A 24,231-nucleotide genomic window follows, 5' to 3' on the forward strand; every position below is an offset into this window, starting at 1 on the left:
AGTGTTCGACGCCTGGCGCTCAACGCCACTCGCTGGCCTGGCTCAGCCGGGTCAGCTGGTCGTGCGTCAGCGTCAGGCTGGCGGCCTTGACGAGTTCGTCCAGCTGAGCGATCGAGGTGGCGCTGACGATGGGCGATGTGATGCCGGGCTGCGCGATCTGCCAGGCCAGCGCCGCTTGCGCGGGTGTGCAGCCGGCGTCTTCGGACACCTCGTCCAGCGCCTTCAGGATGCGCAAGCCGCGGTCGTTCAGGTAGGTGTCGACAATCTTCTTGCCGCGCGCGCTCTTGCCCACGTCGGCCGCGCTGCGGTACTTGCCGCTGAGAAAGCCGCTGGCCAGGGCGTAATAGTTGATGGTGCCCATCTGCTGCGTCTTCACCAGGCTCTGCAAGCCCGATTCAAAGGGCTCGCGGCTATAGAGGTTGTATTCCGGCTGAATGCTCTCGTAGCGCGGCAGGTTGTGCCGTTCGGCGGAGATCAGCGCTTCGGACAAGCGCACCGCCGTGTAGTTTGACGCGCCGATGGCGCGCACCTTGCCGGATTCGATGTGCTTGGCGTATTCGCCCAGTGTGTCGGTCAAGGGCGTGTCGGGATCGTCCTTGTGCGACTGATACAGGTCCACATGATCCGTTTGCAGACGAGTCAGCGAGGCTTCCAGTGAACGCCGGATGTAGGCGGGCGCCAAGCCCTGCGCGTTGGGCCCCATTTCCATGCCGACCTTGGTGGCGATCAGCACGCGGTCGCGCTTGCCGGAACGCTTCAACCATTTGCCGATCAGCGTTTCGGATTCGCCGCCCTGGTTGCCCGGGACCCAGCGCGAATAGACATCTGCGGTGTCGATGAAGTTCAGGCCCGCGTCGACCAGGGCGTCCAGCAGTGAATACGTGCCGGCCTCGTCGACGGTCCAGCCGAAGACGTTGCCGCCGAAGGTGAGTGGGGGAATTTGCAGGCCGGAACGGCCCAGAGCGCGTTTGATCATGGTGTGGCCTTTGGATGCGGCAGCGGGCAGCGGGAAGGGCGGCCACGCCGATTTAGTATATTGGCGCCGCGCGCCCCGGCTTGGGGCATGCGAGTCCTGGCATGCACCATTTCAGGGATTCCCCCCAAGTTCTTTTGCTTGGCGGCAAGTTAGACTATACGGCTTTACGGCCAGCGCAACCGACGGGAAGCCGCCGACCCGGCCGTAATCATGACAACCCCCTAAACGAACAACTACCAAGGGTTCAAGGAGCTTACGTATGCTGATCGGAAAAAAACATTTTCTGACGGTTGGCGCCATGGCGCTGGCGATGGCTATCGCCGCGCCTGTGGCCGCGCAGCAGAAGTCGGTGGCGATCACCGCCATCGTCGAGCACCCGGCACTGGATGCCGTGCGTGACGGGGTGCAAGACGCCCTCAAGCAAGCTGGCTACGAGCCGGGCAAGAACCTGAAGTGGCAGTACCAAAGTGCGCAGGGCAATAACGGCACCGCCGCGCAGATCGCCCGCAAGTTCGTCGGCGACAAGCCCGACGCGATCGTCGCCATCGCCACGCCGTCGGCCCAGGCCGTCGTGGCCGCCACCAAGGACGTGCCGGTGGTGTATTCCGCCGTGACCGACCCCGTTGCTGCCCAACTGGTTGCCAGCATGGACGCATCGGGCACCAACGTGACGGGCGTGTCCGATCTGCTGGCGCTGGACAAGCAAGTGGAACTGATCAAGAAGATCGTTCCGAACGCCAAGCGCGTCGGTATTGTCTACAATCCGGGCGAAGCCAACTCGGTCGTGGTCGTGAAGAAGCTTCAGGAAATCCTGCCCAAGTCGGGCATGAGCCTGGTTGAAGCCGCCGCTCCGCGTTCCGTCGACGTGGCCTCGGCCGCGCGCAGCCTGATCGGCAAGGTCGACGTCATCTACACCAACACCGACAACAACGTCGTGTCCGCGTATGAATCGCTGGTGAAGGTCGGCAACGACGCCAAGATCCCGCTGATCGCCTCGGACACCGATAGCGTCAAGCGCGGTGGCATTGCCGCCCTGGGCATCAACTACCACGATCTGGGCGTGCAGACGGGCAAGGTGGTCGTGCGTATCCTGAAGGGCGAGAAGCCGGGCGCGATTCCCTCGGAAACCATCTCCAAGCTTGAGCTGTATGTGAATCCGGGCGCTGCCGCCAAGCAAGGCGTGACCTTGTCGGATGCCATCATCAAGTCGGCTGCGGTGGTCGTGAAGTAAAGCGGTTCCGCACGGACCCCGCCACGCCTATCCGGCGTGCGCGGGGTTTTTGTTAGGTTTTTTTAGATGCCTTGCCGGGGCGCCTGTCCGCCCGTGGCGTTTTTGCTCCCTGAACGGTCCTGAACGACTCCGCTTGCGGCCCGGCCGACACGCGCGGAGACGCTTTGGCAGAAAACAAGTGAAAATGACGGGCCGGGAAACGTTTATTGCGAAAGCTCGGGTAAAACTGACCCCCAAACGCAAGAAATCCGACGTTTCAAGTCTTTAATATGCACCTTCCTTACCCTGATTGGATTTGACCCATGTCATTGTTCTCGTTGTTAGGCGCGTTGGAGATCGGGCTGATCTTCAGCCTGGTGGCCTTGGGCGTGTTTATCTCCTTTCGCCTGCTGCGCTTCCCCGACCTGACCGTTGACGGCAGCTTCCCCTTGGGCGGCGCCGTCTGTGCCACGCTGATCGCCTCGGGCACCGACCCGTTTTTGGCCACCCTCATCGCCACCTTTGCTGGCGCGGCCGCGGGCCTGGTGACCGGCTGGCTGAACGTCAAGCTGAAGATCATGGATCTGCTGGCCAGCATCCTGATGATGATCGCGCTGTACTCGGTCAACCTGCGCATCATGGGCAAGCCCAACGTGCCGTTGATCACGGAATCCACCGTCTTCACGATCTTGCAGCCCGCCTGGATTTCCGACTACGTCGCCCGTCCGTTGATCTTGATCGTGATCGTGATCCTGGCCAAGCTGGCGCTGGACTGGTTCTTCGCCACGCAGACCGGCCTGGCCGTGCGCGCTACCGGCTCCAACGGCCGGATGGCTCGCGCACAAGGCGTCAATACCGGCCGCATGATCCTGGGCGGCATGGCGCTGTCCAATGCGCTGGTCGCCCTGGCGGGCGCGCTGTTCGCACAAACGCAAGGCGGTGCGGACATCTCGATGGGCATCGGCACCATTGTGATCGGCCTGGCCGCGGTGATCGTCGGCGAAAGCATCCTGCCCTCGCGCAAGCTGGTGCTGGCGACGCTTGCCGTCATCATTGGCGCCATCGTCTACCGCTTCTTCATCGCCTTGGCGCTGAATAGCGATTTCATCGGCCTGAAGGCGCAAGACTTGAACCTCGTCACCGCGGTGCTGGTCACGGTCGCCCTGGTCATCCCCATGCTCAAGCGCCGCCTGGTCGGCAAGAAGGGGCGCTGATATGTTGTCCGCACAAGACCTGAAAATTACGTTCAACGCCGGGACGCCCATCGAAACCCGCGCCCTGCGCGGCCTGTCGCTGGATATTCCGTCGGGCCAGTTCGTGACCGTCATCGGTTCCAACGGCGCCGGCAAGTCCACGTTCCTGAACGCCGTGTCGGGCGACCTGCCCATCGACACGGGGCGCATCGACATCAACGGCGTGGACGTCACGCGCCAGCCCGTCTGGGCCCGCGCCGGCCGGGTCGCCCGCGTGTTCCAAGACCCCATGGCGGGCACCTGCGAAGACCTGACCATCGAAGAAAACATGGCGCTGGCGCAGATGCGCGGCGCGCGCCGCGGCTACAGCCGCGCGGTCAAGGCGTCGATGAAGGACGGTTTCCGTGAACGCCTGTCCACGCTGGGCCTGGGTCTGGAAGATCGGTTGACGGATCGCATCGGCCTCTTGTCAGGCGGTCAGCGCCAGGCGGTCAGCTTGCTGATGGCGGCCTTGCAGCCGTCTCGCATCCTGCTGTTGGACGAACACACCGCAGCACTGGACCCGCGCACGGCCGACTTCGTGTTGCAACTGACTGCCCGCATCGTGGCCGAGAATCAGCTGACCACCATGATGGTCACGCACAGCATGCGCCAGGCGCTGGACGTGGGCGACCGAACCGTGATGCTGCATCAAGGCCAGGTAGTGCTGGACGTGTCCGGCGACGAACGCCGTGGCATGGATGTGCCAGACTTGCTGGCCATGTTCGAGCGCGTACGCGGCGAGAAACTGTCGGACGACGCCTTGTTGCTGGGCTGATTCCCGGCATTGGCGGAATACGCGCCCGGCGCATGCCCACCAGGGGTGTGCGCCGGGCGCTTTTTCTTGAGGGTGGGGCGGCGTTTCAGGCTGCTACCGCCACGCCTTGCGCCGCCTCATAACCGAAGTACGCATTCTCCAGCGCGCGGCCGTCGCCGATATGACGCGCGTCGCAATCCAGCGCCACTTTGCCATTGCGCAGCACATAGACGTGGGTCGCCAGATCCATGACGCGGGCGGTCGATTGTTCGATCACCAGCAACGTCATGCCCGAAGCATTCAACATTCTCAGCTTGTCATAGACCTGATCAATGACCAGGGGCGCCAAGCCCAATGACGGTTCGTCGATCATCAAGAGACGGGGCCGCAGCAGCATGGCGCGCGCGATCGCCAATTGCTGCTGTTCGCCGCCTGACAGATAGCCGGCCGCGCCCTTGTAGCGTTCGCGCAAGATGGGAAAGGCGTCCAGCGCCTGCATCAGATCCGCAGCGGCCTCGGCCTTGTGCTTGCGGGCGCTCATGGCCAGCTTGAGGTTTTCTTCCACCGTCAACGTGCCAAAGATGTGGCGGCCCTCGGGCACCAGCACCAGTCCATCCCGGCATAAACGTTCAGGCGCGCGGCCATTGATGCGGACACTTTCAAAGTCGATCGAGCCGCCCACCGGTTTGACCAATCCGGCGATGGATTTCAACAGGGTGGACTTCCCCGCACCGTTAGGCCCGACCACAAAGACGATGCCGCCTTTGGGCACCTGGATGTCCACTCCCTTGAGGGCGGCCAGACGGCCATAGGCCGCGTGCAGATCCTTGATTTCCAGCATGAACCACCTCTTGGGAAGACCGTGGCCAGCGCATGCGCTGCCAGAGCCGGGTAAGGGAAGTTACTAGGATGAATCGGGTTGACGCTGCAAATTCTAAAGATCAAGATTCAAACTGTCCACAGTCTTCAGTTAACAGTGGTCAGAAATTGAGTCGTGATTCATAAACACAACCGGGGTGCGACCAAGAGCGCACTCCGCAAGGGGAAGTGATGCGCACGTTGTCAAAATTTCTGAAGTTTCTTCGTCTGGCGGCAGTCCTCGGCGCCGGAGTTCTCAGCAGCGGCGCAGGGCATGCCGCCGACAAACCCATCGTTATCGGTTTTGCCATCGCTGAGTCTGGCTGGCTGCACAACTACGACGCCGCGCCGTTTCGTGCGGCCGTCATGAAAATCGACGAGATCAATAAGGCGGGCGGATTGCTGGGGCGCGAGGTGAAGTACCGCGTCTTGGATACCAAGACCGAGCGCGAGCGATCCGCCAGCGCCGGGGCTGAGCTGGTGCAGTCTGGCGTGGACATGCTGGTGGTGTCGTGCGATTACGACTTTGGCGCACCGGCGGCGCTGGCTGCCCAGAAAGCCAAGATCATTTCAATGAGTCTTTGCGCGGCCGATCCAAAGATGGGCGTGCAGGGCGTGGGCAATTTCGCCTTCACCGCCAATAGCGCGGCCCAATCCGAAGGCATCGCCATTGCCGAATACGCGCAGCAGAAGCTGGGGCTGAAAACCACCTATGTGCTGGAGGACGTCTCCATTGAATACAACAAGTCCGGGTGCGCGGGATTCCGAGCGGCCTGGGCACGTGTCAATGGCAAGGAGAGCATCCTGGGCGGGGATGTTTTTCGCAATGACGACCCGTCGATCGCCGCGCAGATCACCCGTTTGCAAGGCCTGAAGAACAAGCCAGATTCGGTCTTCCTGTGCAGCTACACGCCGGGCGGGGCGTCCGCCATCCGGCAACTGCGCGCGGCCGGGCTGGACATGCCCATCCTGGGTACGACCGCCATGGTGGACAACTATTGGCTTAACGCTGTGCCGAACCTCAAGGATTTCTATCTGCCCGGCTTCATGTCGCTATACGGCGACGATCCCCGCCCCGAAATGAACCAGTTCGTTCAGGCCTTCAAGGCGCGCTGGGGTGAGCCACCAGTGTCTTCCTATTCCGTGCTGGGTTACAGCCTGATCGAGCAATGGGCGCATGCCGTGACCGAAGCCAAGAGTACGGACTCGGACAAGACGCTGGCGGTGATGAACGGATACAAGGACCAGCCGTTCCTGGTGGGCCCCACCAGCTACACCAAGGATCTGCACGTGCAGGTGAATCGGCCATGGCTCATCATGACCGTCAAGGACGGGTCGTTCCGTGCCGTGGAGATGTACCGCAATCAGTTCACGCCGGATTTGAAGTTGCTGTTCCGGGTGGGCGCCTGAGCACGATGGCCAGGGAAACGATGATGTCCATCGACACAGCAGCGATGCTGGAAGCGCGTGACGTTCATGTGACGTTCGGCGGCATCTCGGCATTGTCCGGGGTGAATCTGACGATTGCGCCCGGCCAGGTATTCGGGCTGATTGGGCCGAACGGCGCGGGCAAGACCACCATGGTCAATGTGCTTAGCGGCTTTCAGCAGCCCACGCGCGGCACCGTGCGGCTGGCGGGCCGCCCCGTGGCCGAATCCGGCCCCAGCCGCGCGGCGCGCGCCGGCATTGCGCGTAGCTTCCAGGCCGGTCGGCTGTTCAAGGATCTGACGGTGCTTGAAAACCTGATGGTCGCGGCGCTGGGCAGCGGCTTGCGCAGCCGTCCGGCACGGCTGCGCGCGCTCGAAGTTCTGGACTGGATCGGATGCGGCGATCTGGCGGCCCAACGCTGCGACAGCCTGTCCTATGGCCATGAGCGGCGTATCGGCATCGGCCGCGCATTGGCGCTGGGACCGTCGTTCGCGCTGCTGGACGAGCCCGCCTCTGGCATGAACGACGCCGAATGCGAAGACCTCATGCATCTGATCTCCGGGATTCCTGGCCGCTTCGGCTGCGGCGTGCTGCTGATTGAACACAACATGCAGGTAATCATGGGCGCGTGCCACCGCATCCACGTGCTGGACGGCGGACGCAGCCTGGCCGAAGGCTCGCCGCAGGAAATCCAGGCGGACCCGGAGGTGCGGCGAGCCTACCTGGGCCACAAGTCCGACAACCCGGCCTTGCACATCTAGGAGCCCGCCATGATGAGCTTCATTCAAACCCTGGTAGATGCCGCAGCACTAGGCAGCCTGTATGCGCTGGTGTCGCTGGCGATCGGCTTCGTCTTCGGCATCATGCGCCTGATCAACTTTGCTCAGGGCGACTACATCACGGTGGGCGCCTACGCGCTGGTGGTGCCCACGGCCAGCGTTGCGCCGCCCTTGCTTTTTGGCGCGTTGCCCGCGCCGCTGATGGTCATTGCGGTATTGCTCACTGTCGTCATCCTGGCGTTGGCCACCGAACGCATCGCGTTCCGGCCGCTGCGTCAGACCAATCCGGCGACCTTGCTGGTGTCGTCGTTCGCCGTCAGCTACTTTCTTCAGCACCTGATCATGCTGGTGCATACCGGGCGGCCGAAATCCATCGACATCAGCGGCGGGATGGGGCGCGCGATCGATATCGGGGGACTACGGCTGCCGGGCACGCAACTGCTCACGATGGGGGTGACCGCAGTGCTGCTGGTGGCGCTGGTGCTGTTCCTGAAGCGGACATCCATCGGTGTGCAGATGCGCGCGGCGGCCGAGAATTTCCAGATGGCGCGGCTGCTGGGCGTGCCCGCCAATCGCGTGATTGCCGTGGCGTTCGCGGTCAGCGGCCTGTTGTCGGGCACGGTGTCGTTGTTGCTCATCATGCAGACGGGCACGCTGGACATGCGCATGGGCATGATGCCGGTCATCTATGCATTCTTTGCGACCGTCATCGGTGGCATGGGGTCCTTGCCGGGCGCGGCGCTCGGCGGATTCCTGGTGGGCGCGGCCAGCGTGCTGCTGCAATCCTACCTGCCGGCGGATTTGCGGCCCTTCCGCGATGCCGGCGTTTTCACGCTTGTGATCCTGACGCTGCTGTGGCGGCCGTCGGGCCTGATTGCCACCAGTGCCAACCGGGAGCGCGTGTGATACATGCTCAACCTGCTACAAATCAACGCCGTGGATGGCAAGGCGCCATGCCGGTTCTTGCGCTGGTCGTGCCGCTGGGGCTGGCCAGTCTGCTGGCCGCCGAATACGGCAGCCTGTCTTTGCAAAGCAGCGTGATCCTGGCGCTGATCCGCATCGTCACCGTGGTGGGGATGTACATCTTCATCGGCAACTCCGGCATTGTTTCGTTTGGCCAGGTTTCGTTCATGGCGGTAGCGGCGTATGCCGCCGCGTGGCAAACCTGCTGCGAAGCATTGAAGCCTATTGTCATGTCGGGCTTGCCGGACTTTCTGCTGGGGCAGTCGCTGCCGGTATGGATGTCGGCGGCGACTTCGGTCGCTGCCGCCACCGTGGCCGCCTTCATCGTCGGGCTGGTCTTGATGCGGTTGTCGGGACTGGCCGCGTCGATTTCCACATTGGCGATCCTGTTCATCCTGAACGTGGTGTATTCCAACTGGGATAGCGTGACCATGGGCACCGCCTCGGTCGTGGGCCTGCCTACCTTCGTGACGCCAGGCGTGGCCTTCGGCGCCGCGACGATCAGCATCCTGGCGGCGTACGTCTACCAGCGTTCACGCTGGGGGCTGGTGTTGCGGGCCGCGCGCGAGGACGAAGTCGCGGCGCGAGCGGCTGGCGTGTCGTTGTACGGCAGCCGCCTGATCGCCTTCACCTTGTCCGGCGCGGTCATGGGCATGGCGGGCGTCTTGCAGGCGCACTTCGTGGGAACGATCTCGGTCGACTCTTTTTTCCTGAATCTGACATTCATCACGCTTGCCATGCTGGTCGTGGGGGGCATGCGCAGCCTGGCTGGCGCCGTGGTGGGGGTGGTATTCGTGCAACTGGTCATCGATGTGTTTCGCCAGTTTGAAAGCGGCGTTTCGCTGGGAGGAGCACAATTCACGTTGCCAAGCGGCGCCCAGGAACTGGTGCTGGCCGCTGCGATGTTGCTCATCCTCATTTACCGGCGAGAAGGCCTGATGGGTGGACGCGAGTTCACCTGGCCGGCACGGTCTGAAAAACAGGAATAAACCACTTATGACTTCGTCCTATCCGCACACGGCATCCCCTGATGAACCGCTGCTCAGCAACGTCCTGATCGATAGCCGCATGCTGTCCGATCAGGTCGCGGAGCACCTGTTCCGCGAACTGGTGTCGGGGCGGCTGCGAGGCGGGCAGCGCATCAACGAGGCCGAGCTGGCGCGCACCTTGGGCATCAGCCGAAATCCCATCCGCGAAGCGATCCGCAAGCTGGAGGAGCGTGGCCTGTTGGTGTCTTCGCCACGGCGCGGGACGTTCGTGCGGTCATTCACCAAGCAGGACATCGAAGACGTGTTCTCGTTTCGGACCATGGTGGAGGATTTCGCCGTCCGTCAGGCGCTGACGCGCATCACGCCGGCCGATGTCGAGGGCCTGCGCAAGATGGTCGACGGCATGGTCGAAGCCGCCAACGCGGGCAAGGAGATGGAGCTGGTGCAGAAAGACATCGGCTTTCATCAGCGTATTTGTGAATTGTCCGGCAACACACAGACGTTGCGGGCTTTCAACAATCTGCATGCCGAAGTGCAGATATTCATCACGCTTGTGGAACACCGTTTTGAAAGCCTGGAAGCGGCGGCCGTTGACCACTATCCCGTCGTCGACGCAGTCGCCTCGGGTGACCCGGACAGAGCGGCCAAGGCCTTGCGTGACCACATCCAGGATTCCTGGCGCCGGATCGCGGCTGCCTATAGCGATCACTAGTTCACCGCCAGCTCGCTCTGGCGGAATTCAAGGGAGAAAGCAATGCAGGACATCAACATCGTCGGTATCGACATAGGCGGCACATTCACCGACTTTGTCTCGTATGACGCTGAGACCGGCGCCATACGGAACTGGAAGAACCTGACTACCCCCAAGGAGCCGATCGAAGGCGTCCTGCAAGGGCTTTCTCAACACCAGGACCTGGATTCCGTATCCAAGATCCGCCTGGGAACCACCATTGCGACCAATGCGTTGCTGACGCGGCGTGGCGCCAAGGTCGCCTACATCACGACGCAGGGCTTTCGTGACGTGCCCTTCATCCAGCGTGGAGACCGCCGCAGCCATTACGACATCACCTGGATCAAGACCAAGCCGTTGGTCAAGCGCGCGGACTGCTATGAAGTGGCGGAGCGGCTGTCGGCAAGCGGCGACGTCGTGCAGGCGCTGGACGAGGCTGTCGTGCGTGACGTCGCGGCGCGCATTCGCGAAAGCGGCGACATCGAAGCGGTGGCCGTCTGCACTTTGTTTTCCTATATCGACCCGGCGCACGAGCACCGCATCCGCGAGATCCTTGCCGAGGAGCTTCCTGGCATGCCGGTGTCAGTGTCGTACGACGTGCTGCCCAAGTGGAAAGAGTATGACCGTGCATCCACCACGATTGCGGATGCCTATCTGAAGCCAATTGTCTCGCGCAATTTTGAACGCATGCAAAAGCGTCTGGACGAGATCGGCGTCGGTGGCAAGGTGGGTGTCATCAAGTCCAATGGCGGCGAATCGACGTTGAAGGGCGCTGCGGCCGCGCCCGTGCAGATGACCTTGTCGGGGCCTACCGGCGCCGTGGTCGCTACCCGCGCGGTGGCGCAATTGACGGGTCTGCGCAACCTGGTCACCTTCGACATGGGAGGAACGTCGACGGATTGCTCCACGGTCGTGGACGGCATGGAGAACGTAACGACCAACTTCGAGATCGAATGGGGGCTGCCGATCCAGGTGCCCATGATCGATATCCACACGATCGGGGCGGGCGGAGGTTCCATTGCCTGGATCGACAAGGGCGGAATGTTGCGCATGGGGCCGCAGTCGGCAGGCGCCGATCCGGGGCCGGCCTGCTACGGCCGGGGCGGCGAGCACGCCACCGTGACCGACGCCAATGTGGTGCTGGGCCGCATCAACCCCGATTATTTTCTGGGCGGCCGCATGAAGCTGGATGCCGAGGCCGCGCACCGCGCGGTTGCCCGCATTGCCGGTGAACTTGGCATGGAAGTCGACCAGACCGCCTACGCCATGGTGCAGATCGCCAACAACAACATGTTGGGGGCGTTGCGGGCGGTATTGCTGCAACGCGGACTGGATCCGCGTGATTTCACGCTGGTGGCCTCGGGCGGAGCGGGGCCGGTGCATATATGCGACCTGATGGAAATCAGCGGCATCCCGCAGGGCATGGTGCCGAACTATCCGGGTCAGTTTTCGGCCTTCGGCTTCATCATGACCGATGCGCGGGTGGACCGGCATCGCACGGTGCAGCAGGTGTCCACGCGCTTCGAGCAGGCGCGCGTCACGGCGGCGATGAAATCCCTGGTGCAGGACGCCGTGGGCGAACTACATGCGCAAGGTTATGTCAGCGGCGTGGAGGTGTACCGGTCGGTCGAGGCGCGCTATCTGGGCCAGAACCACGAACTGGAGGTGATGCTGGATGGCGACGAATTCGACGATGCCAGCGTCGCGGCGCTATGGGCGCGCTTCCATGAGCAGCACGAAGCCCGCTTCGGCTTCGCCATCCCGGGCGAGACCATCGAGATGGTCAACCTGAAAGTCATTGCCGTGGCGGTGTCCGAGAAACCGGTGCTGCGCGAGCTTGCTCGCGGCGAAGGCAGCCCGCCCGCATCAGGCAGCCGCCGCGTGCGGCTCGACGAAGGCTGGATCGATACGCCTACTTATGACCGCGAGACATTCAAGCAAGGCCACGTCGTGACTGGGCCGGCGGTCATCGAGGAAAGCGCATCCGTCACGATCCTGCGCGCGAACCAGACGTTGCGCGTGGATCCGTTCGGCAACCTGATCATTTCGGCATAAGGAGTACCACGATGGATATGGTAACGATGAACATCCTGGAATCCACCATGGTTTCCATCTGCCGGGAAATGGGCATCACGCTCATGAAGACGTCGTACTCGACGATCTTCAACGAAGCCCTGGATTTCACCTGCGGCCTGGCGGATCGCAATGGCGACATGATCGCGGTGGCGGACTATTGCCCCGCGCAGATCGGCGGCATGCCGCTGCTGGTGAAGTCGTGCATGCGGGAAATGCCGCTGGACGAGCTGGAAGACGGCGACATCATCTTGCACAATGACCCGTACCGGGGCGGCCTGCACACGCCGGAACATACCTTCTTCAAGCCGATTTTCGTCGAGGGCGAGATGGTGGGCTGGGCGGTGGCCATCGGCCACCTGGCCGAGGTGGGGGGCATGGCGCCGGGCGGCTTCTGCGGCGAGGCGACGGAAATCTTCCAGGAAGGCCTGCGCATTCCGCCGGTGAAGATCAAGTCGCGCGGCAAGGACAACCGCGATGTCTGGAAGCTGCTGCTGGCCAACGTGCGCACGCCACGCAGCAACTACGGCGATTTACGTGCCTTGATCGCGGCGGTCGATCTGGGCGAACGCCAGATGAAGCAGGTCTACGCCAAGTATGGCAAGGAAAAGATGCTCAGCACGGTCAATGACCTGTTGCTGTATTCCGAACGCCGCATGCGCGCCGAGCTTGAAGCCATTCCCGACGGCATCTACGCCTTTGACGATCTGATCGAGAGCGACGGCATCGACGCGGATCGCAGATATCTGGTGCAGGTGGAAGTACACAAGCGCGGCGGCGAGATCATCGTCGACTACACGGGATCGTCGCCGCAGGCTGCCGGCCCCATCAATGCGACGCTGGGCGTGGCGACGTCGGCCGCCTACAACGCCGTCCTGCATATGACGGACCCGTCGATTCCGCGCAACTCAGGGTGCTTCCGTCCGATTCGCGTCGTGGCGCCGCCTGGCACCATCGTCAACGTGGACTTTCCGGCCCCCGAAGTGGGCGGCAACACGGAAACGCACCCGCGCATCGTTGGGACGATCCTGGGCGCAATGGCCAAGGCCGTGCCCAACCGCGTGATGGCGGCCGAAGGCGCCACGCACTGCAATTTCGTGTTCGGCGGCGTGTCGGCGGATTCCGGCGAGTACTTCGCATGCTATGACCTGGAAGCCGTGGGCTGGGGAGGGCGTGCGTTTGCCGATGGCAATGACGCAGTGGATTCCATCAACGGCAATTGCCGCATCACGCCCGTGGAGGTGTATGAGACACGCTTCCCTTGGCGCATTGAAAGCCTGGCGTTCAACCAGGACTCTTGCGGCGCGGGTGAATATCGCGGCGGCGTGGGCTACTCCAAGCAGATGCTTTGCTTGAACGAGAGCATTACTTGCTCGCAGATGACCGACCGGCACGAGTTCGCGCCCTGGGGCTTGAATGGCGGCACGGAAGGCGGCCTGGGCGCCACTCTGGTGCAGAAGGCAGGGGGCGAATCATGGGAAACCATGTGCGAAGCCTATGGCAAGGCCTCTTCCAGCCGGTACTCCAATGTGGTGATCCGGCGCGGAGACCGTGTGCGTCTCGTCACGCCAGGCGGTGGTGGTTACGGCGATCCGAAGGCCCGCGCGCCGGAGGCGGTGGCAGAGGACGTGAACGAAGGCTACGTGTCGGCCGACACGGCGCGTCGGTACTACGACTATCAAGGAGCATAAGCATGAAGTTCTCTCAGAACGGGTTGTATATCGAGCGCTACATCAAGTGCGTCAATTGCGGCGTGCTGATCTACGAAGGCACCGAGGACGACGTGGCAAAGCGCGTGGAGCCCGATGGGCGTCTTTTCTGCTCATCGTGGTGCGTGGATTGGGCGCGCGAGCGCGAAGCCAGGCATGGCGCTTCCCAGCGCGAAGGCGCGCTTGAGACGGCGCAGGCTTGAGGCAACGCCGCCCTGCGGTCGCGGGGCGGTGCAGACTTACCTGGAGGAGGGGACGATGTCCCAGAACAAGACTTTCACCGAACGCCGCAAGGCTGCGATTCCCGCTGGCCTGGCGCAGCACCTGGATATGATGATCGACCGCGCGGAAAACGCCGAGTACTGGGATGAGGCCGGCAAGCGCTACATCGACTTCGGCGCGGGCATTGCGGTGGCCAATACGGGCCATCGCCATCCCAAGGTCGTTGCGCAGGTCAAATCGCAGTTGGACCGCTATACGCACGTGTCATTCCAGACGACGCCCTATGAGGGCTACCTTGCGCTGTGCGAACGCTTGAACACCTTGACGCCTGGCGACTTTCCGAAAAAGACGTTCCTCGTGAACACGGGGGCGGAGGCCAATGAAAACGCGATCAAGGTGGCGCGGGCAGCGACGGGACGATCGGCCTTCGTGGCGTTTTCCGGCGCATTCCACGGGCGCACGCTGATGACGATGAGCCTGACCGGAAAGACGGTGCCATACAAGGCGGGCTTTGGCCCGCTGGTGCCCGACGTCTACCACGTGCCGTTTCCCACGCCGTACCGGGGCATTACCGAAGCCGACAGCTTGCGCGCCCTGGATACCCTGTTCAAATCCGAGGTGGATCCGGGACGGGTGGCCGGCATCATCATCGAACCGGTGCAAGGCGAGGGGGGCTTCAATCCCGCTAGCGCTTCCCTGATGAGGAGCCTGCGTCAGTTGTGCGACACGCACGGCATCTTGTTGATCGCGGATGAGATCCAGACCGGCTTTTGCCGCACGGGCCGCATGTTCGCCATGGAGCACATGGGCGTCGCGCCGGACATCATCACGATGGCGAAGGGCCTGGGCGGCGGCTTTCCGATTGCCGCGATCACCGGTCGCGCCAGCGTCATGGATAAGATCCCCGCAGGGGGACTGGGCTCCACGTTCGCCGGCAATCCCTTGTCTTGCGCCGCCGCGTTGGCCGTGATCGACATTCTGGCCGAGGAAAGTCTGGCCGAACGCGCGATACAAGTGGGCGAGCGAGTGACGCGCCGCTTCAAGGCGTGGTCGGACGACGATCGTTTTCAATGCGTGGGGGATGTGCGAGGCCTGGGTGCGATGGTGGCGGTGGAGTTCGTCAAAGACCGGGAGTCGCGAGAACCGTGGCCGGAGCTCGTCAAGGCGCTGACCCGTTCAGCCGCTGACCGGGGATTGATCCTGTTGACTTGCGGCGTATATGGCAACGTCGTGCGCGTGTTGGCACCGTTGACGATCCCGTTCGCGCAACTGGAGGAAGGCCTGGATATTTTTGAAGCGGCGCTGCAAGAGGCGCTGGCCGAGTCGAGAGAACTGGCCTGACCCTGGCTGCCGCGTCAAAGAAATCGGCCCGGCCGGAAGGCGCGATGACGAGACGTCTCGCTGCCTTCCGCACCGCTGTCATACATCAGTTCGCCCAATATCCTCGCCGTGCCCGGCGCGGTGCTGAACCCAATGTGCTGATGTCCCAGTGCCAGCCACAGTCCGGGGTGGCGCGGCGCCTCGCCGATCATCGGGCGGCTGTCGGGCAGGGTGGGGCGACGGCCGAGCCAAGGCGTTGCGTCCAGACGCTCGCCCAGCGGGAAAGCCTCCCTGGCCCGCGACTCGGCCAATTCCAACTGCACGGACTTGCCAGGCGCATCGCAGGCGTCCAGTTCCACGCCAGTCGTCAGGCGCAGGCCGCGCGCCATGGGCGACAGCACGTATCCGCCGCCGGTGTCATGGATGGGCCGGCTGACGCTGGCACCGTCCACGCCGCGGTAATGCATGTGATAGCCGCGCTCGAACGCCATGGGTAGATTGATGCCCGTGGTCTTCAGCAACGCTTTCGACCATGGCCCCAGCGCCACGACCAGTTGATCCGCCGAAAGCGATTTCGACCCCTCGGCTCCCAGTACTGTCCAGCGCGAGCCGTCGCGGCGGATGCTGGTGGCGGTCAGGTGTTGAAACGTTCCCCCCGAACGGCGGAATAGATCCGCATAGGCGGCGACCACGGCGTGCGGGTCGTCCACGGAATACGAGCCTTGAATCCACAATGCCCGATGGAAGATCGGGGCCAGCGCGGGTTCCATTTGCGCCAGTTCAGCGGGGCTCAGGATTTGGGTCGGAACCTGATGCCGCGCAAAGGTTTTGCGCGCCAATTCGCTGCCGTTCCATGCGGATTCGCTGCGGTACAGGAACACCCAGCCCGTGTCGCGCAAGCGATGGCGTACGCCGGCGGCGTCCAGCAATTTCAGGTGTTCGGGGGCGGACAGCCGGATCAGTCCGTCCAGCGCTTCGACGGTTTCCTGGAACACGGCGGGCCGTGCATTCAGCAGGAAGCGGGCCGCCCAGCCCAGGTTCCGCGCCAGGTATTGCGGGCGGTAGCGGAACTGGACGGTGTTGTTCTTCAGCAGACGGGGTAGTTGGCCCCACAAGCCTGGGTGGTTGAACGGCATCAGCGAACTGCGCGCCAGCACGCCCGCATTGCCCAGGGATGTTTCCATGCCCGGGTCTTGCTTGTCGATGAGCGTGACCTTGGCGCCACGGCGCAACAACTCCAACGCGCAGCACACCCCTACGATGCCCGCGCCCAAGACGATGACGTGCTTTCCCATGTGTTTTTCTTTGAAGCGGCCAGGACGGGGAATTGTAGGGCCGCCGCCGTGGGGCCAAGAAGAAAAATCGGCGCTCGGCGCGTTCAGGCCTGCGCGGGCTTTTGCCCCAGGATGCGGCCGGCGGCCACGACACCCCACCAGGACGCTTCCTCGAAGACGGAATAGCCCGACAAGTCCGCATGGGCGAACAGCACGGGCCCGTCCACGTCGCGCAGCGCGGCCAGTCCCGGATTGCTCAAGAAGCCGCACAGTGGCGAGGCCATGGCGTGGCCGCGCACCGTAATGTCCAGTTGCCGCGCATTGCGCCAGAACTCGCGGCCGTAGGCGGCGACCAGATCGGCGGCGGCCTCGTCGCGCAGGTCCTGCGGGCTGGCCGTGGCCAGCCACTGCCGCGCGGCGCTGGGGCTTTGCCCGCTAAGCGCGTGATACGCCGTGAACACCGTGCGCGGAGACCGCGTGACGCGCAACAGTTGGTGCGTGGACACCACATACCCCAGTGCGCGCCCCTGATAGACCACGTTGTCCCAGGACAGCGGTTCGCCAGGCGCTTCCAGCGGATAGCCTTCGAGCACGAAGTTGGACACCAGCCAGGGCGCGTGCGATGAGGTGTGCACGGCCGGGTCATAGCCGTAAGCGCGGATGTCCGGCAGGATGCGCTGCGCCACGAACAGCGGCATCGCGCAAACGGTGCGCCGCGTTTGCAGGGTGTAGGTGCCAGGCGTGGCGCCGCCCGCGACGCAGGTCACGCGCGGGCCGGCGGGCGTGTCGTCCACGCGCATCGCGGTGCCTGGAATCAGCCAGCGGCGATGTCCCAGCGCTCGGTCGATGGCTGCGCGCATGCGGTCGGCCAGTACCGCCAGGCCGCCGGGCCAGGTCAGCACCGCGCCTTCGGCGGCATTGGCGGCATGGCCGTCGCGGCTGGCGAAGTAGTGCAGGCCGGCCCATGCCGACACGACGTCGTATTGCGCGCCATAGTCGTCGCGGCAGCAGTAGTTCAGATACCAGTGCAGGGCGGGCGACGTGTAGCCTTCGCGTTCCAGCCATTGCTTGAAGGTCATGGCGTCCAGCGCGCGCCACGCGGGATCGCGGGACGACAGCACGAGGGGAATGCTGAACACTTTGCGGCCGTCATTGCCCACTTGCGTGTGCAGCCGGTCGATCAGCGCCAGGAACCGGTGGTGCTGCGCCACATCGGCCTCGGGCAACCCGGTCATGGGCAGCAGGCCGTCCTCCCAGTGCCCATTGCGCAGCAGGCGTTCCTGCGGTGAATGCACCAGGATGGATTCGTCGTAATACGGGCGAACGTCGTTGGCGCCGCGTTCGATGATGCCGAAATCGGCCAGCATCTCGCGCACATGGGTGGACGCCAGGGAAGGCAGAGGCAGGTAGTGCGCGCCCAGCGGATAATCCAGTTCATCGCGCCGCCCGGCGGCGGCGTTGCCGGCAAATTCCGGGCCTTGCACCACGACAAAATCAGTGAAGCCTTCCCGTGCCAGCTTCCAGGCGCAGGACAGGCCGGCGACGCCCGCACCCAGGATGGCGACGTCGTGCTGGGTGCTGGCGGACGGGGCAGGCAGCGCCGTGCCATCGCGCAAGGCGTGGCCGGCCTGCATGCCCGGATAGTGGACGTCGGGCGAGGTCTCGATGATGCGCGACCGGTAGTAGCCGGCGGTGCCGGCCACCGCCGCCGTCGCCGCGCCCAGCAGGAAGCTGCGGCGGCGCATCAGCGGATGACCTTGCGCCAGTCCTCGTCGAAATAGCGCACCAGCGACTGCTCATTCAAGCGGTTGGGCGGCATCGCCAGGCGTGGCATGTCGGCGGGGAAGTGGAACAATTCGCGCGTGGTCGCCGAGTCCAGGTAGCGCGTGGGCACCGTGATCTTGTCGGGCGGCGTGTAGTCGCGTCGCTTGCTGGCCAGGATGAAGCCCCAGTCGCCGAAGGACGGCACATAGGTATGGTACGGCCATGTGTTCAGGCCGGCTTCCTTCAAGGTGGCGTCCACGCTCCAGAACGAGCGCGGCGCGAAGTAGGGCGACGTGGACTGGATGACCATATAGCCGTTTTCGGCCAGGTGGCGCGCCATCAGGTGGTAGACCGGCACCGAGTACAGCCGGCCCAGGCCGAAGTTGGACGGATCGGGAAAATCCACCACGATGAAGTCATAGACCTCGGCATGGGTTTCCAGCCAGCGGCCGGCATCGTCGTTGATGACGGTGACGCGCGGATCCTTCAAAGATCCCTGGTTCAGTTCGACCAGCGGTTCCGAGCGCGAGAACAGCCCCGTCATGGCGGGGTCCAGGTCCACCAGCGTCACGTGCTGGATATTCTTGTATTTGAGGATTTCGCGCACGGCCAGGCCGTCGCCGCCGCCCAGCACCAGCACATTGCGCGCCCAGGGCAGGGCTTGCAGCCCGGGATGCACCAGCGATTCGTGATAGCGATGTTCGTCGCGCGACGAGAATTGCAGGTTGTTGTTGATATACAGGCGCAGGTCGTCGTGCCACTTCGTGACCACCAGGCGTTGATAGGGCGTGGTTTCGGCATGCACCACGTCGTCGCCGTACAGGCCCTTTTCGGCCCACGCCGTCATGGAGGTGGAATAGATGAATCCCAGCGCCAGGAAGCCGATCACGACACTGGCGCGGATGGCTTTTTCACCGGGGCGGCGGATTTCGGCGCGAAACAGCCAGGTGGTCCAGAGCGCCACGCTGGCGTTCATGATGCCAAACAGGAAGCTGGTGCGCAGCAGGCCCAGCTTGGGCGCAAGCAGCAGCGGGAAGACAAGCGACACGGCCAGCGCGCCCAGGTAGTCGAACGTCAGCACACGGCTGACGATTTCCCGGAATTCCGCCTTGCGCTGGTTGAAGACGCGCATGACCAGCGGGATTTCCATGCCGACCATCAGGCCGATGAGGAACACGCCCACATACAGGGCTGCGCGAAAGGGCGCCGACAGCCACGCGAACACCAGGAACAGGACGGCGGCGGAAACTCCCCCCAATAGGGCGACCAGTAGTTCGACGTCGATAAACCGATTCAAAACGTCTTCGTCTTTTACATATTTTGACAACCATGAGCCGATGCCCATGGCGAACAAATAGCAGCCGATGACGGAAGAGAACTGGAGTATCGAATCGCCCAGTAAATAGCTGGCCAGCGCACTGCTGATGAGCTCATAGCCCAAACCGCAGGAAGCAACGATCAATACCGATAGGATGAGAACGCGGTCGCGCATGAGGGTTCCGGGGCGAAAAATGCGTTCGCAGTATATCGAACGCCGCGTATATACTGCGCGCAATTGGGAGGATGGCAATGGGAGAAGCGATGCATCCGGCTGTGGTCTATCTGATCTATATCGTCTCGGCGTTGGTCATGCTGGGCATTTTCACCGCGGTCTACACTGCGGTGACCAGCTACAAGGAATTCGAGCTGATCCGCGAGGGCAACATTGCCGCCGTGCTGTCCTACGGCGGCGCGCTGGTGGGTTTCAGCTTTACCCTGGCTTCCAGCATTGCCGTGCATGCCAGCTTCGTGATGTTCCTGGTGTGGGGCGTGGCCGCCATGGTGGTCCAGCTGGTCGTGTACGTGGCCATGGACAAGACCATACGCGGCATGGACGAAGCCATCGAACAAAACAATATCGCCATGGGCGGCCTGATGGGCGCGATTTCGCTGTCCGCGGGCGTCGTCAACGCCGCCTGCCTGGCCTGATGGCAGGCGCGCTGCATCTGATCTGACACGGGAGGACTTTCCATGAGTCTCGGTTCATTTATCCGCAAGCAGTTCATTGACATCCTGCAATGGAACGAGGATCGCGACGGCGTGCTCGCCTGGCGTCATCCGATGCAGGATTTCGAAATCCAGTACGGCGCCAGCCTGACCGTGCGCGAATCGCAGATGGCGGTGTTCGTCAACGAAGGCAAAGTGGCCGACGTGTTCGGCCCCGGCATGTACAAGCTGACCACGCAGACGCTGCCGGTCCTGACCTACCTGAAGAACTGGGACAAGCTGTTCGAGTCGCCCTTCAAGTCGGACGTGATCTTCTTCAGCACGCGGCTGCAATTGGGCCGGCGCTGGGGCACGGCGCAGCCCGTGACCTTGCGCGATAGCGAATTCGGCATGGTGCGCCTGCGCGCCTTTGGTGTGTATTCCTACCAGATCACGGACCCCGCCAAGTTCTATCGCGAGATCAGCGGCACGCGCGACGAATACACGGTCGACGACCTGGAAGCGCAATTGCGCAACATGGTGGTCGCGGCCATGACGACCGCCCTCGGTAGCTCCAAGGTGCCGTTCCTGGACATCGCTGGCAACCAGGGGCTGATGTCGCAGAGCATCAGCGAACAACTGGCGCCCGTGTTCGACCGCTACGGCGTCAAGCTGGACAATTTCACGGTTGAAAACGTGTCGTTGCCCGAAGAGCTGCAAAAGGCGCTGGATACGCGGATTTCGATGGGCATGGCGGGTGATCTGGGCAAGTTCACCCAGTACCAGACGGCCACGTCCATCCCGCTGGCGGCGCAGAACGAAGGCGGTATCGCCGGCATCGGCGCGGGCCTGGCGGCTGGCGCCGCGCTGGGGCAGACGATGGCGGCCGGCCTGGGCGTGGGGCAAGCCCAGCCAGCAGCGCCAGCCGCGCCAGCAGCGGCTCCCGCCGCGGCAGCCGGCGTCGATCCGGTCGCGCGCTTGCAACAGCTCAAGGACCTGCTGGACAAGGGGTTGATCACCGCGGCCGATTACGACACGGCCAAGGCGGAAGTGCTGAAGAAACTTACCAGCTAAGGCCCCATGCAGCAGGTTCTGTGTCCCCAATGCGGCGCCCCGGTCAAATTCACGTCCACCGCATCCGTGATGGCGGTCTGCGGCGCGTGCCGCAGCACCTTGCTAAAGGATGCCGAATCGGTCAAGCGCATCGGCGAAATGGCCGACGTGCTGGAAGACTATTCGCCGTTGTGCCTGGGCGCGACCGGCAAGTACGAGACCAAGCGGTTCGACGTGATTGGCCGAATCCAGCTGCGTTTCGACGAGGGTTTCTGGAACGAGTGGTACGTCTGGTTTGACGACGGGTCCGACGGCTGGCTGTCGGATGCCTCGGGCCAGTACGCCCTGACACGCCGCCGCAAGGTCAAATCCACACAGGGCATGCCGGCGTTTGCCGACATTGCGCCTGGCGACGAGTTGAAGCTGGACGGCCAGCGCTTTGTCGCCTCTGACGTGCGGACCAGCAAGGCGGGTGGCGCCCAAGGCGAACTGCCCTTCGTGCCGGGCGACGGCTGGGAGGCCAAGACCGCGGACTTCCGTAGCCTGGATGCCTTCCTGACGCTGGATTTTTCCGACGCGCCAGAGCCCGAGCTCTATATCGGCAAGGCGTTCGATCTGTCCGCCATGGAGGCGGGGTCGTTGCGCACCAACGAGCAGATCGAAGAAACCGCCGGCCGCTTCCGTGGCCAGATCAAGGCGTTGGACTGCCCGAATTGCGGCGCTCCGATCAGTTTCGTGGCAGCGATGGCGACCCATGTGGTCTGCCCGTCGTGTGCGGCTGCGGTGGATTGTTCGGGCCCCACGGCGGAAGTCATCGAGAAGGCGCAAAAGGTCAAGTCGATCAAGACCACGCTGGCGCTCGGCGCCGTGGCCAAGATCGAGGGCGCCAGCTATACGCTGATCGGGCTGATGAAATGCGCGGATCCCGATCCCGAAGAGCCTTCCGACTGGATCGAATATCTGTTGTTCAACCCGGTCAAGGGATTCATCTGGCTGGTGGAAACGGACGAAGGCTGGGAGCGCGTGCAAGTGTGCGATACCTGGCCTAGCTTGAACAATGCGTCCAGCGTGCGCTGGCGCTCGAAGCTGTACCAGAAGCTGTACGACTACACCTCGCGAGTCGAGATACCGCTGGGCGCGTTCAATTGGCGCGTCAAGGCGGGCGACACCACGAAGATCACCGATTACAAGGCCGGCACGCTGAAACTGACGCGAGAGCTGGCCGACAACGAGTTGGGATGGTCGGCGTCGGCGCCGGTGTCGCCAACGCAATTGGCGGAATGGTTCGGCGACGCCCAACTGGCCAATGTGAAGTCACGGCCCATGGGCGGCGGCAAGTCTGGCCGGTATGGCTCGTGGGCACGGGTCGCGATGATTGCGCTGGGCTTCATGAACATAAGCAATATCCTGGGTGGCCGCTTCATCCCGGTTCTGATCGGGATGGCATTCCTATGGATTCCGGCCAAGCTGGCAGACAAGCTCTCCGGAAAGGACGACTAGGACGATGGGCAAGTTCCTCTATGCGGTCTATGCGCTGGTGGTGGTGATGGCGGCCACTGGCGCCAGTGCGCCCGGTGTCCGCTTCTCGGGTGGCAGCGGTGGCAGCAGCAGCAGTAGCAGCAGCTGGGGCAGCAGTTCGTCCGGCAGTTCGGGCTGGTCGTCGGGCGGATCCCACAAGTGACCGTGCACGCCACCCCTGGCCGTCACGTCCTGGCGGATTTTCGCGGCGTGCCGGCCGCGCGCCTGACGGATGCCAAAGCGCTGGAAGCGCAATTGATCGCGGCTGCGCAGGCGGCGGGCGCGCAGGTGCTGAGCGCGCATTTCCACCATTTCGGCGAAGGCGCGGGCGTGACGGGCGTGGTGATGCTGAGCGAATCCCACATCAGCATCCATTCCTGGCCGGAACACCAGTTCGCGGCACTGGACATCTTCATGTGCGGCGCCGCGCTGCCCGAGCTGGCGCTGGCGCATCTGCAAACCGCGCTGGCCCCGGAAACCGTGCGCGTCACGACCGTGGCGCGCGGCTGATCCGTCTTTCATTTCGGCTTGATATCGCGCAAATCGCCCTGAGGGGCGAAATTGACTGGCGTTATATACCTCTATATATTTCGTTACGAACATGGCGATAGCCATTGCCTGCCCATTGCGATATCCGAGGAGAAGATCATGTCTTGCAAACGCCCCGTATTGGCGCTGTCATTGGCGCTGTCCGCCCTCTGGGGCGCCAGCGCCCACGCCGGGGACTTGGTGGTGTCCGCCGCCGCCAGCCTGACCAACGCATTCAAGGAAGTGGCGCAAGCCTACGAAAAGCAGCACGCCGGCACCAAGGTCGTCCTGAATTTCGGCGCCTCGGATGTGTTGCTCCAGCAGATCGTGAAGGGGGCGCCCGCGGACGTGTTCGCCTCCGCCGATCAGAAGGCGATGGACAAGGCCGTCGAGGAAAAGGCCGTCAAGCCCGCTTCGCGCGTGGACTTCGCGGCCAATCAGATCGTGCTGATCGTTCCGACGGACAGCAAGGCCAACATCACCGCCCTGAAAGACCTGACGCGCGATGACGTCAAGCGCATCGCCTACGGCAATCCGGCCTCGGTGCCGGTCGGCCGGTACACGCAAGGCGCGCTGGAAGCCGCCGGCTTGTGGACCGCCGTGCAGGCCAAGAGCGTGCTGGCGCAAAACGTGCGGCAAAGCCTGGATTACGTGTCGCGCGGTGAAGTCGACGCGGGCTTTGTGTTCGCCACCGATGCCGCCGTCATGCCGGACAAGGTCAAGATCGCCGTGCGCGTGCCGTCGCAAACCCCGGTCACGTATCCCATCGCCGTGACCACGCGCGAAGCCGCCCCCAAGGAAGCCGAAAGCTTCGTGGCTTATGTGCTGTCGCCTGCTGGCCAGGAAATCCTGTCGCGCTACGGCTTCCAGAAGCCCTGAGCCT

Annotated in this window: 23 protein-coding genes; 17 read left to right on the forward strand and 6 right to left on the reverse strand. The window is 63.4% G+C overall.

The window, feature by feature from the left end:
• Nucleotides 1-19: 19 nt before the first annotated feature.
• Nucleotides 20-976: an aldo/keto reductase gene (locus tag HV753_RS08945; RefSeq protein WP_175174096.1), complete on the reverse strand. Its 957-nt coding sequence runs from the start codon at nucleotides 974-976 to the stop codon at nucleotides 20-22.
• 259 nt (nucleotides 977-1,235) lie between these two features.
• On the opposite strand from HV753_RS08945, the gene HV753_RS08950 reads away from it, so the two are divergent.
• From HV753_RS08950 to HV753_RS08960, 3 genes are all read left to right on the forward strand, one after another.
• Complete coding sequence (locus tag HV753_RS08950) at nucleotides 1,236-2,207, forward strand: ABC transporter substrate-binding protein (protein WP_175174097.1); 972 nt, start codon at nucleotides 1,236-1,238, stop codon at nucleotides 2,205-2,207.
• Nucleotides 2,208-2,509: 302 nt separating this feature from the next.
• A complete protein-coding gene (locus HV753_RS08955; protein WP_175174098.1) occupies nucleotides 2,510-3,400 on the forward strand; it encodes an ABC transporter permease in 891 nt (296 codons plus the stop codon).
• Between the two features lies 1 nt (nucleotide 3,401).
• Nucleotides 3,402-4,196, forward strand: coding sequence for an ABC transporter ATP-binding protein (locus HV753_RS08960; RefSeq protein WP_175174099.1), 795 nt, complete (start codon nucleotides 3,402-3,404; stop codon nucleotides 4,194-4,196).
• Between the two features lie 85 nt (nucleotides 4,197-4,281).
• On the opposite strand, the gene HV753_RS08965 is transcribed toward HV753_RS08960, so the two are convergent.
• The gene (locus HV753_RS08965; RefSeq protein ID WP_175174100.1) at nucleotides 4,282-5,016 is read right to left on the reverse strand and encodes an ABC transporter ATP-binding protein; all 735 of its coding nucleotides are present in this window, start codon (nucleotides 5,014-5,016) and stop codon (nucleotides 4,282-4,284) included.
• A 209-nt stretch (nucleotides 5,017-5,225) separates the two neighbouring features.
• Between HV753_RS08965 and HV753_RS08970 the strand changes: the two genes are divergently transcribed.
• Genes HV753_RS08970 through gabT form a run of 9 tightly spaced genes read left to right on the forward strand, consistent with a single transcriptional unit; the run spans nucleotide 5,226 to nucleotide 15,267 of the window.
• A complete protein-coding gene (locus HV753_RS08970; protein WP_175174101.1) occupies nucleotides 5,226-6,443 on the forward strand; it encodes an ABC transporter substrate-binding protein in 1,218 nt (405 codons plus the stop codon).
• A 23-nt stretch (nucleotides 6,444-6,466) separates the two neighbouring features.
• Nucleotides 6,467-7,222: an ABC transporter ATP-binding protein gene (locus HV753_RS08975; RefSeq protein ID WP_175174102.1), complete on the forward strand. Its 756-nt coding sequence runs from the start codon at nucleotides 6,467-6,469 to the stop codon at nucleotides 7,220-7,222.
• 9 nt (nucleotides 7,223-7,231) lie between these two features.
• Nucleotides 7,232-8,146, forward strand: coding sequence for a branched-chain amino acid ABC transporter permease (locus HV753_RS08980; RefSeq protein WP_175174103.1), 915 nt, complete (start codon nucleotides 7,232-7,234; stop codon nucleotides 8,144-8,146).
• A gap of 47 nt (nucleotides 8,147-8,193) precedes the next feature.
• Nucleotides 8,194-9,192, forward strand: coding sequence for a branched-chain amino acid ABC transporter permease (locus HV753_RS08985; protein ID WP_175174104.1), 999 nt, complete (start codon nucleotides 8,194-8,196; stop codon nucleotides 9,190-9,192).
• Between the two features lie 7 nt (nucleotides 9,193-9,199).
• Nucleotides 9,200-9,904, forward strand: coding sequence for a GntR family transcriptional regulator (locus tag HV753_RS08990; RefSeq protein WP_175174105.1), 705 nt, complete (start codon nucleotides 9,200-9,202; stop codon nucleotides 9,902-9,904).
• Nucleotides 9,905-9,946: 42 nt separating this feature from the next.
• Nucleotides 9,947-11,977 (forward strand): hydantoinase/oxoprolinase family protein, encoded by a 2,031-nt coding sequence (locus tag HV753_RS08995; RefSeq protein ID WP_175174106.1) that lies wholly within the window; start codon nucleotides 9,947-9,949, stop codon nucleotides 11,975-11,977.
• A gap of 11 nt (nucleotides 11,978-11,988) precedes the next feature.
• Nucleotides 11,989-13,686: a hydantoinase B/oxoprolinase family protein gene (locus tag HV753_RS09000; protein WP_175174107.1), complete on the forward strand. Its 1,698-nt coding sequence runs from the start codon at nucleotides 11,989-11,991 to the stop codon at nucleotides 13,684-13,686.
• Nucleotides 13,687-13,688: 2 nt separating this feature from the next.
• Nucleotides 13,689-13,907: a hypothetical protein gene (locus tag HV753_RS09005; RefSeq protein ID WP_175174108.1), complete on the forward strand. Its 219-nt coding sequence runs from the start codon at nucleotides 13,689-13,691 to the stop codon at nucleotides 13,905-13,907.
• Nucleotides 13,908-13,962: 55 nt separating this feature from the next.
• A complete protein-coding gene (gene gabT, locus HV753_RS09010) occupies nucleotides 13,963-15,267 on the forward strand; it encodes a 4-aminobutyrate--2-oxoglutarate transaminase (RefSeq protein WP_175174109.1) in 1,305 nt (434 codons plus the stop codon).
• A 14-nt stretch (nucleotides 15,268-15,281) separates the two neighbouring features.
• Here gabT and HV753_RS09015 read toward each other — a convergent pair whose 3' ends face one another.
• The 3 genes from HV753_RS09015 to HV753_RS09025 all read right to left on the reverse strand — a co-directional run bounded on the left by HV753_RS09015 (nucleotide 15,282) and on the right by HV753_RS09025 (nucleotide 19,776).
• On the reverse strand, nucleotides 15,282-16,541 hold the full coding sequence (locus HV753_RS09015) for an NAD(P)/FAD-dependent oxidoreductase (RefSeq protein ID WP_175174110.1): 1,260 nt from the start codon (nucleotides 16,539-16,541) through the stop codon (nucleotides 15,282-15,284).
• Between the two features lie 83 nt (nucleotides 16,542-16,624).
• Nucleotides 16,625-18,265, reverse strand: coding sequence for an NAD(P)-binding protein (locus HV753_RS09020; RefSeq protein ID WP_175174111.1), 1,641 nt, complete (start codon nucleotides 18,263-18,265; stop codon nucleotides 16,625-16,627).
• On the reverse strand, nucleotides 18,265-19,776 hold the full coding sequence (locus HV753_RS09025; protein ID WP_175174112.1) for a polyamine aminopropyltransferase: 1,512 nt from the start codon (nucleotides 19,774-19,776) through the stop codon (nucleotides 18,265-18,267). Before HV753_RS09025 ends, HV753_RS09020 begins: the two co-directional genes overlap by 1 nt.
• A gap of 89 nt (nucleotides 19,777-19,865) precedes the next feature.
• Between HV753_RS09025 and HV753_RS09030 the strand changes: the two genes are divergently transcribed.
• From HV753_RS09030 to HV753_RS09040, 3 genes are read left to right on the forward strand one after another with little or no spacing between them, the layout of a single operon-like run.
• Nucleotides 19,866-20,252 (forward strand): DUF350 domain-containing protein, encoded by a 387-nt coding sequence (locus HV753_RS09030; RefSeq protein WP_175174113.1) that lies wholly within the window; start codon nucleotides 19,866-19,868, stop codon nucleotides 20,250-20,252.
• 42 nt (nucleotides 20,253-20,294) lie between these two features.
• Nucleotides 20,295-21,323 (forward strand): SPFH domain-containing protein, encoded by a 1,029-nt coding sequence (locus HV753_RS09035; RefSeq protein ID WP_175174114.1) that lies wholly within the window; start codon nucleotides 20,295-20,297, stop codon nucleotides 21,321-21,323.
• Nucleotides 21,324-21,329: 6 nt separating this feature from the next.
• Nucleotides 21,330-22,802, forward strand: coding sequence for a DUF4178 domain-containing protein (locus HV753_RS09040; RefSeq protein WP_175174115.1), 1,473 nt, complete (start codon nucleotides 21,330-21,332; stop codon nucleotides 22,800-22,802).
• A 27-nt stretch (nucleotides 22,803-22,829) separates the two neighbouring features.
• Here the strand turns inward: HV753_RS09040 and HV753_RS09045 are convergent, their stop codons facing one another.
• On the reverse strand, nucleotides 22,830-22,991 hold the full coding sequence (locus HV753_RS09045; protein WP_175174116.1) for a hypothetical protein: 162 nt from the start codon (nucleotides 22,989-22,991) through the stop codon (nucleotides 22,830-22,832).
• On the opposite strand from HV753_RS09045, the gene speD reads away from it, so the two are divergent.
• Both speD and modA read left to right on the forward strand, forming a co-directional pair.
• Nucleotides 22,980-23,330, forward strand: a complete 351-nt coding sequence (gene speD, locus HV753_RS09050) for an adenosylmethionine decarboxylase (RefSeq protein WP_175174117.1) — start codon at nucleotides 22,980-22,982, stop codon at nucleotides 23,328-23,330. The two genes, HV753_RS09045 and speD, sit on opposite strands and share 12 nt — an antisense overlap.
• A 138-nt stretch (nucleotides 23,331-23,468) precedes the next feature.
• Nucleotides 23,469-24,227: a molybdate ABC transporter substrate-binding protein gene (modA, locus tag HV753_RS09055; protein WP_175174118.1), complete on the forward strand. Its 759-nt coding sequence runs from the start codon at nucleotides 23,469-23,471 to the stop codon at nucleotides 24,225-24,227.
• Nucleotides 24,228-24,231 lie beyond the last annotated feature (4 nt).

It is taken from the genome of Achromobacter pestifer, assembly GCF_902859625.1.
GTDB lineage: Bacteria > Pseudomonadota > Gammaproteobacteria > Burkholderiales > Burkholderiaceae_B > Achromobacter > Achromobacter pestifer.

Coding starts and splice junctions, on each gene's coding strand:
- HV753_RS08945 (WP_175174096.1), bottom strand. CDS start 976: ATGATCAAACGCGCTCTGGGCCGTTCCGGCCTGCAAATTCCCCCACTC.
- HV753_RS08950 (WP_175174097.1), top strand. CDS start 1,236: ATGCTGATCGGAAAAAAACATTTTCTGACGGTTGGCGCCATGGCGCTG.
- HV753_RS08955 (WP_175174098.1), top strand. CDS start 2,510: ATGTCATTGTTCTCGTTGTTAGGCGCGTTGGAGATCGGGCTGATCTTC.
- HV753_RS08960 (WP_175174099.1), top strand. CDS start 3,402: ATGTTGTCCGCACAAGACCTGAAAATTACGTTCAACGCCGGGACGCCC.
- HV753_RS08965 (WP_175174100.1), bottom strand. CDS start 5,016: ATGCTGGAAATCAAGGATCTGCACGCGGCCTATGGCCGTCTGGCCGCC.
- HV753_RS08970 (WP_175174101.1), top strand. CDS start 5,226: ATGCGCACGTTGTCAAAATTTCTGAAGTTTCTTCGTCTGGCGGCAGTC.
- HV753_RS08975 (WP_175174102.1), top strand. CDS start 6,467: ATGTCCATCGACACAGCAGCGATGCTGGAAGCGCGTGACGTTCATGTG.
- HV753_RS08980 (WP_175174103.1), top strand. CDS start 7,232: ATGATGAGCTTCATTCAAACCCTGGTAGATGCCGCAGCACTAGGCAGC.
- HV753_RS08985 (WP_175174104.1), top strand. CDS start 8,194: ATGCCGGTTCTTGCGCTGGTCGTGCCGCTGGGGCTGGCCAGTCTGCTG.
- HV753_RS08990 (WP_175174105.1), top strand. CDS start 9,200: ATGACTTCGTCCTATCCGCACACGGCATCCCCTGATGAACCGCTGCTC.
- HV753_RS08995 (WP_175174106.1), top strand. CDS start 9,947: ATGCAGGACATCAACATCGTCGGTATCGACATAGGCGGCACATTCACC.
- HV753_RS09000 (WP_175174107.1), top strand. CDS start 11,989: ATGGATATGGTAACGATGAACATCCTGGAATCCACCATGGTTTCCATC.
- HV753_RS09005 (WP_175174108.1), top strand. CDS start 13,689: ATGAAGTTCTCTCAGAACGGGTTGTATATCGAGCGCTACATCAAGTGC.
- gabT (WP_175174109.1), top strand. CDS start 13,963: ATGTCCCAGAACAAGACTTTCACCGAACGCCGCAAGGCTGCGATTCCC.
- HV753_RS09015 (WP_175174110.1), bottom strand. CDS start 16,541: ATGGGAAAGCACGTCATCGTCTTGGGCGCGGGCATCGTAGGGGTGTGC.
- HV753_RS09020 (WP_175174111.1), bottom strand. CDS start 18,265: ATGCGCCGCCGCAGCTTCCTGCTGGGCGCGGCGACGGCGGCGGTGGCC.
- HV753_RS09025 (WP_175174112.1), bottom strand. CDS start 19,776: ATGCGCGACCGCGTTCTCATCCTATCGGTATTGATCGTTGCTTCCTGC.
- HV753_RS09030 (WP_175174113.1), top strand. CDS start 19,866: ATGCATCCGGCTGTGGTCTATCTGATCTATATCGTCTCGGCGTTGGTC.
- HV753_RS09035 (WP_175174114.1), top strand. CDS start 20,295: ATGAGTCTCGGTTCATTTATCCGCAAGCAGTTCATTGACATCCTGCAA.
- HV753_RS09040 (WP_175174115.1), top strand. CDS start 21,330: ATGCAGCAGGTTCTGTGTCCCCAATGCGGCGCCCCGGTCAAATTCACG.
- modA (WP_175174118.1), top strand. CDS start 23,469: ATGTCTTGCAAACGCCCCGTATTGGCGCTGTCATTGGCGCTGTCCGCC.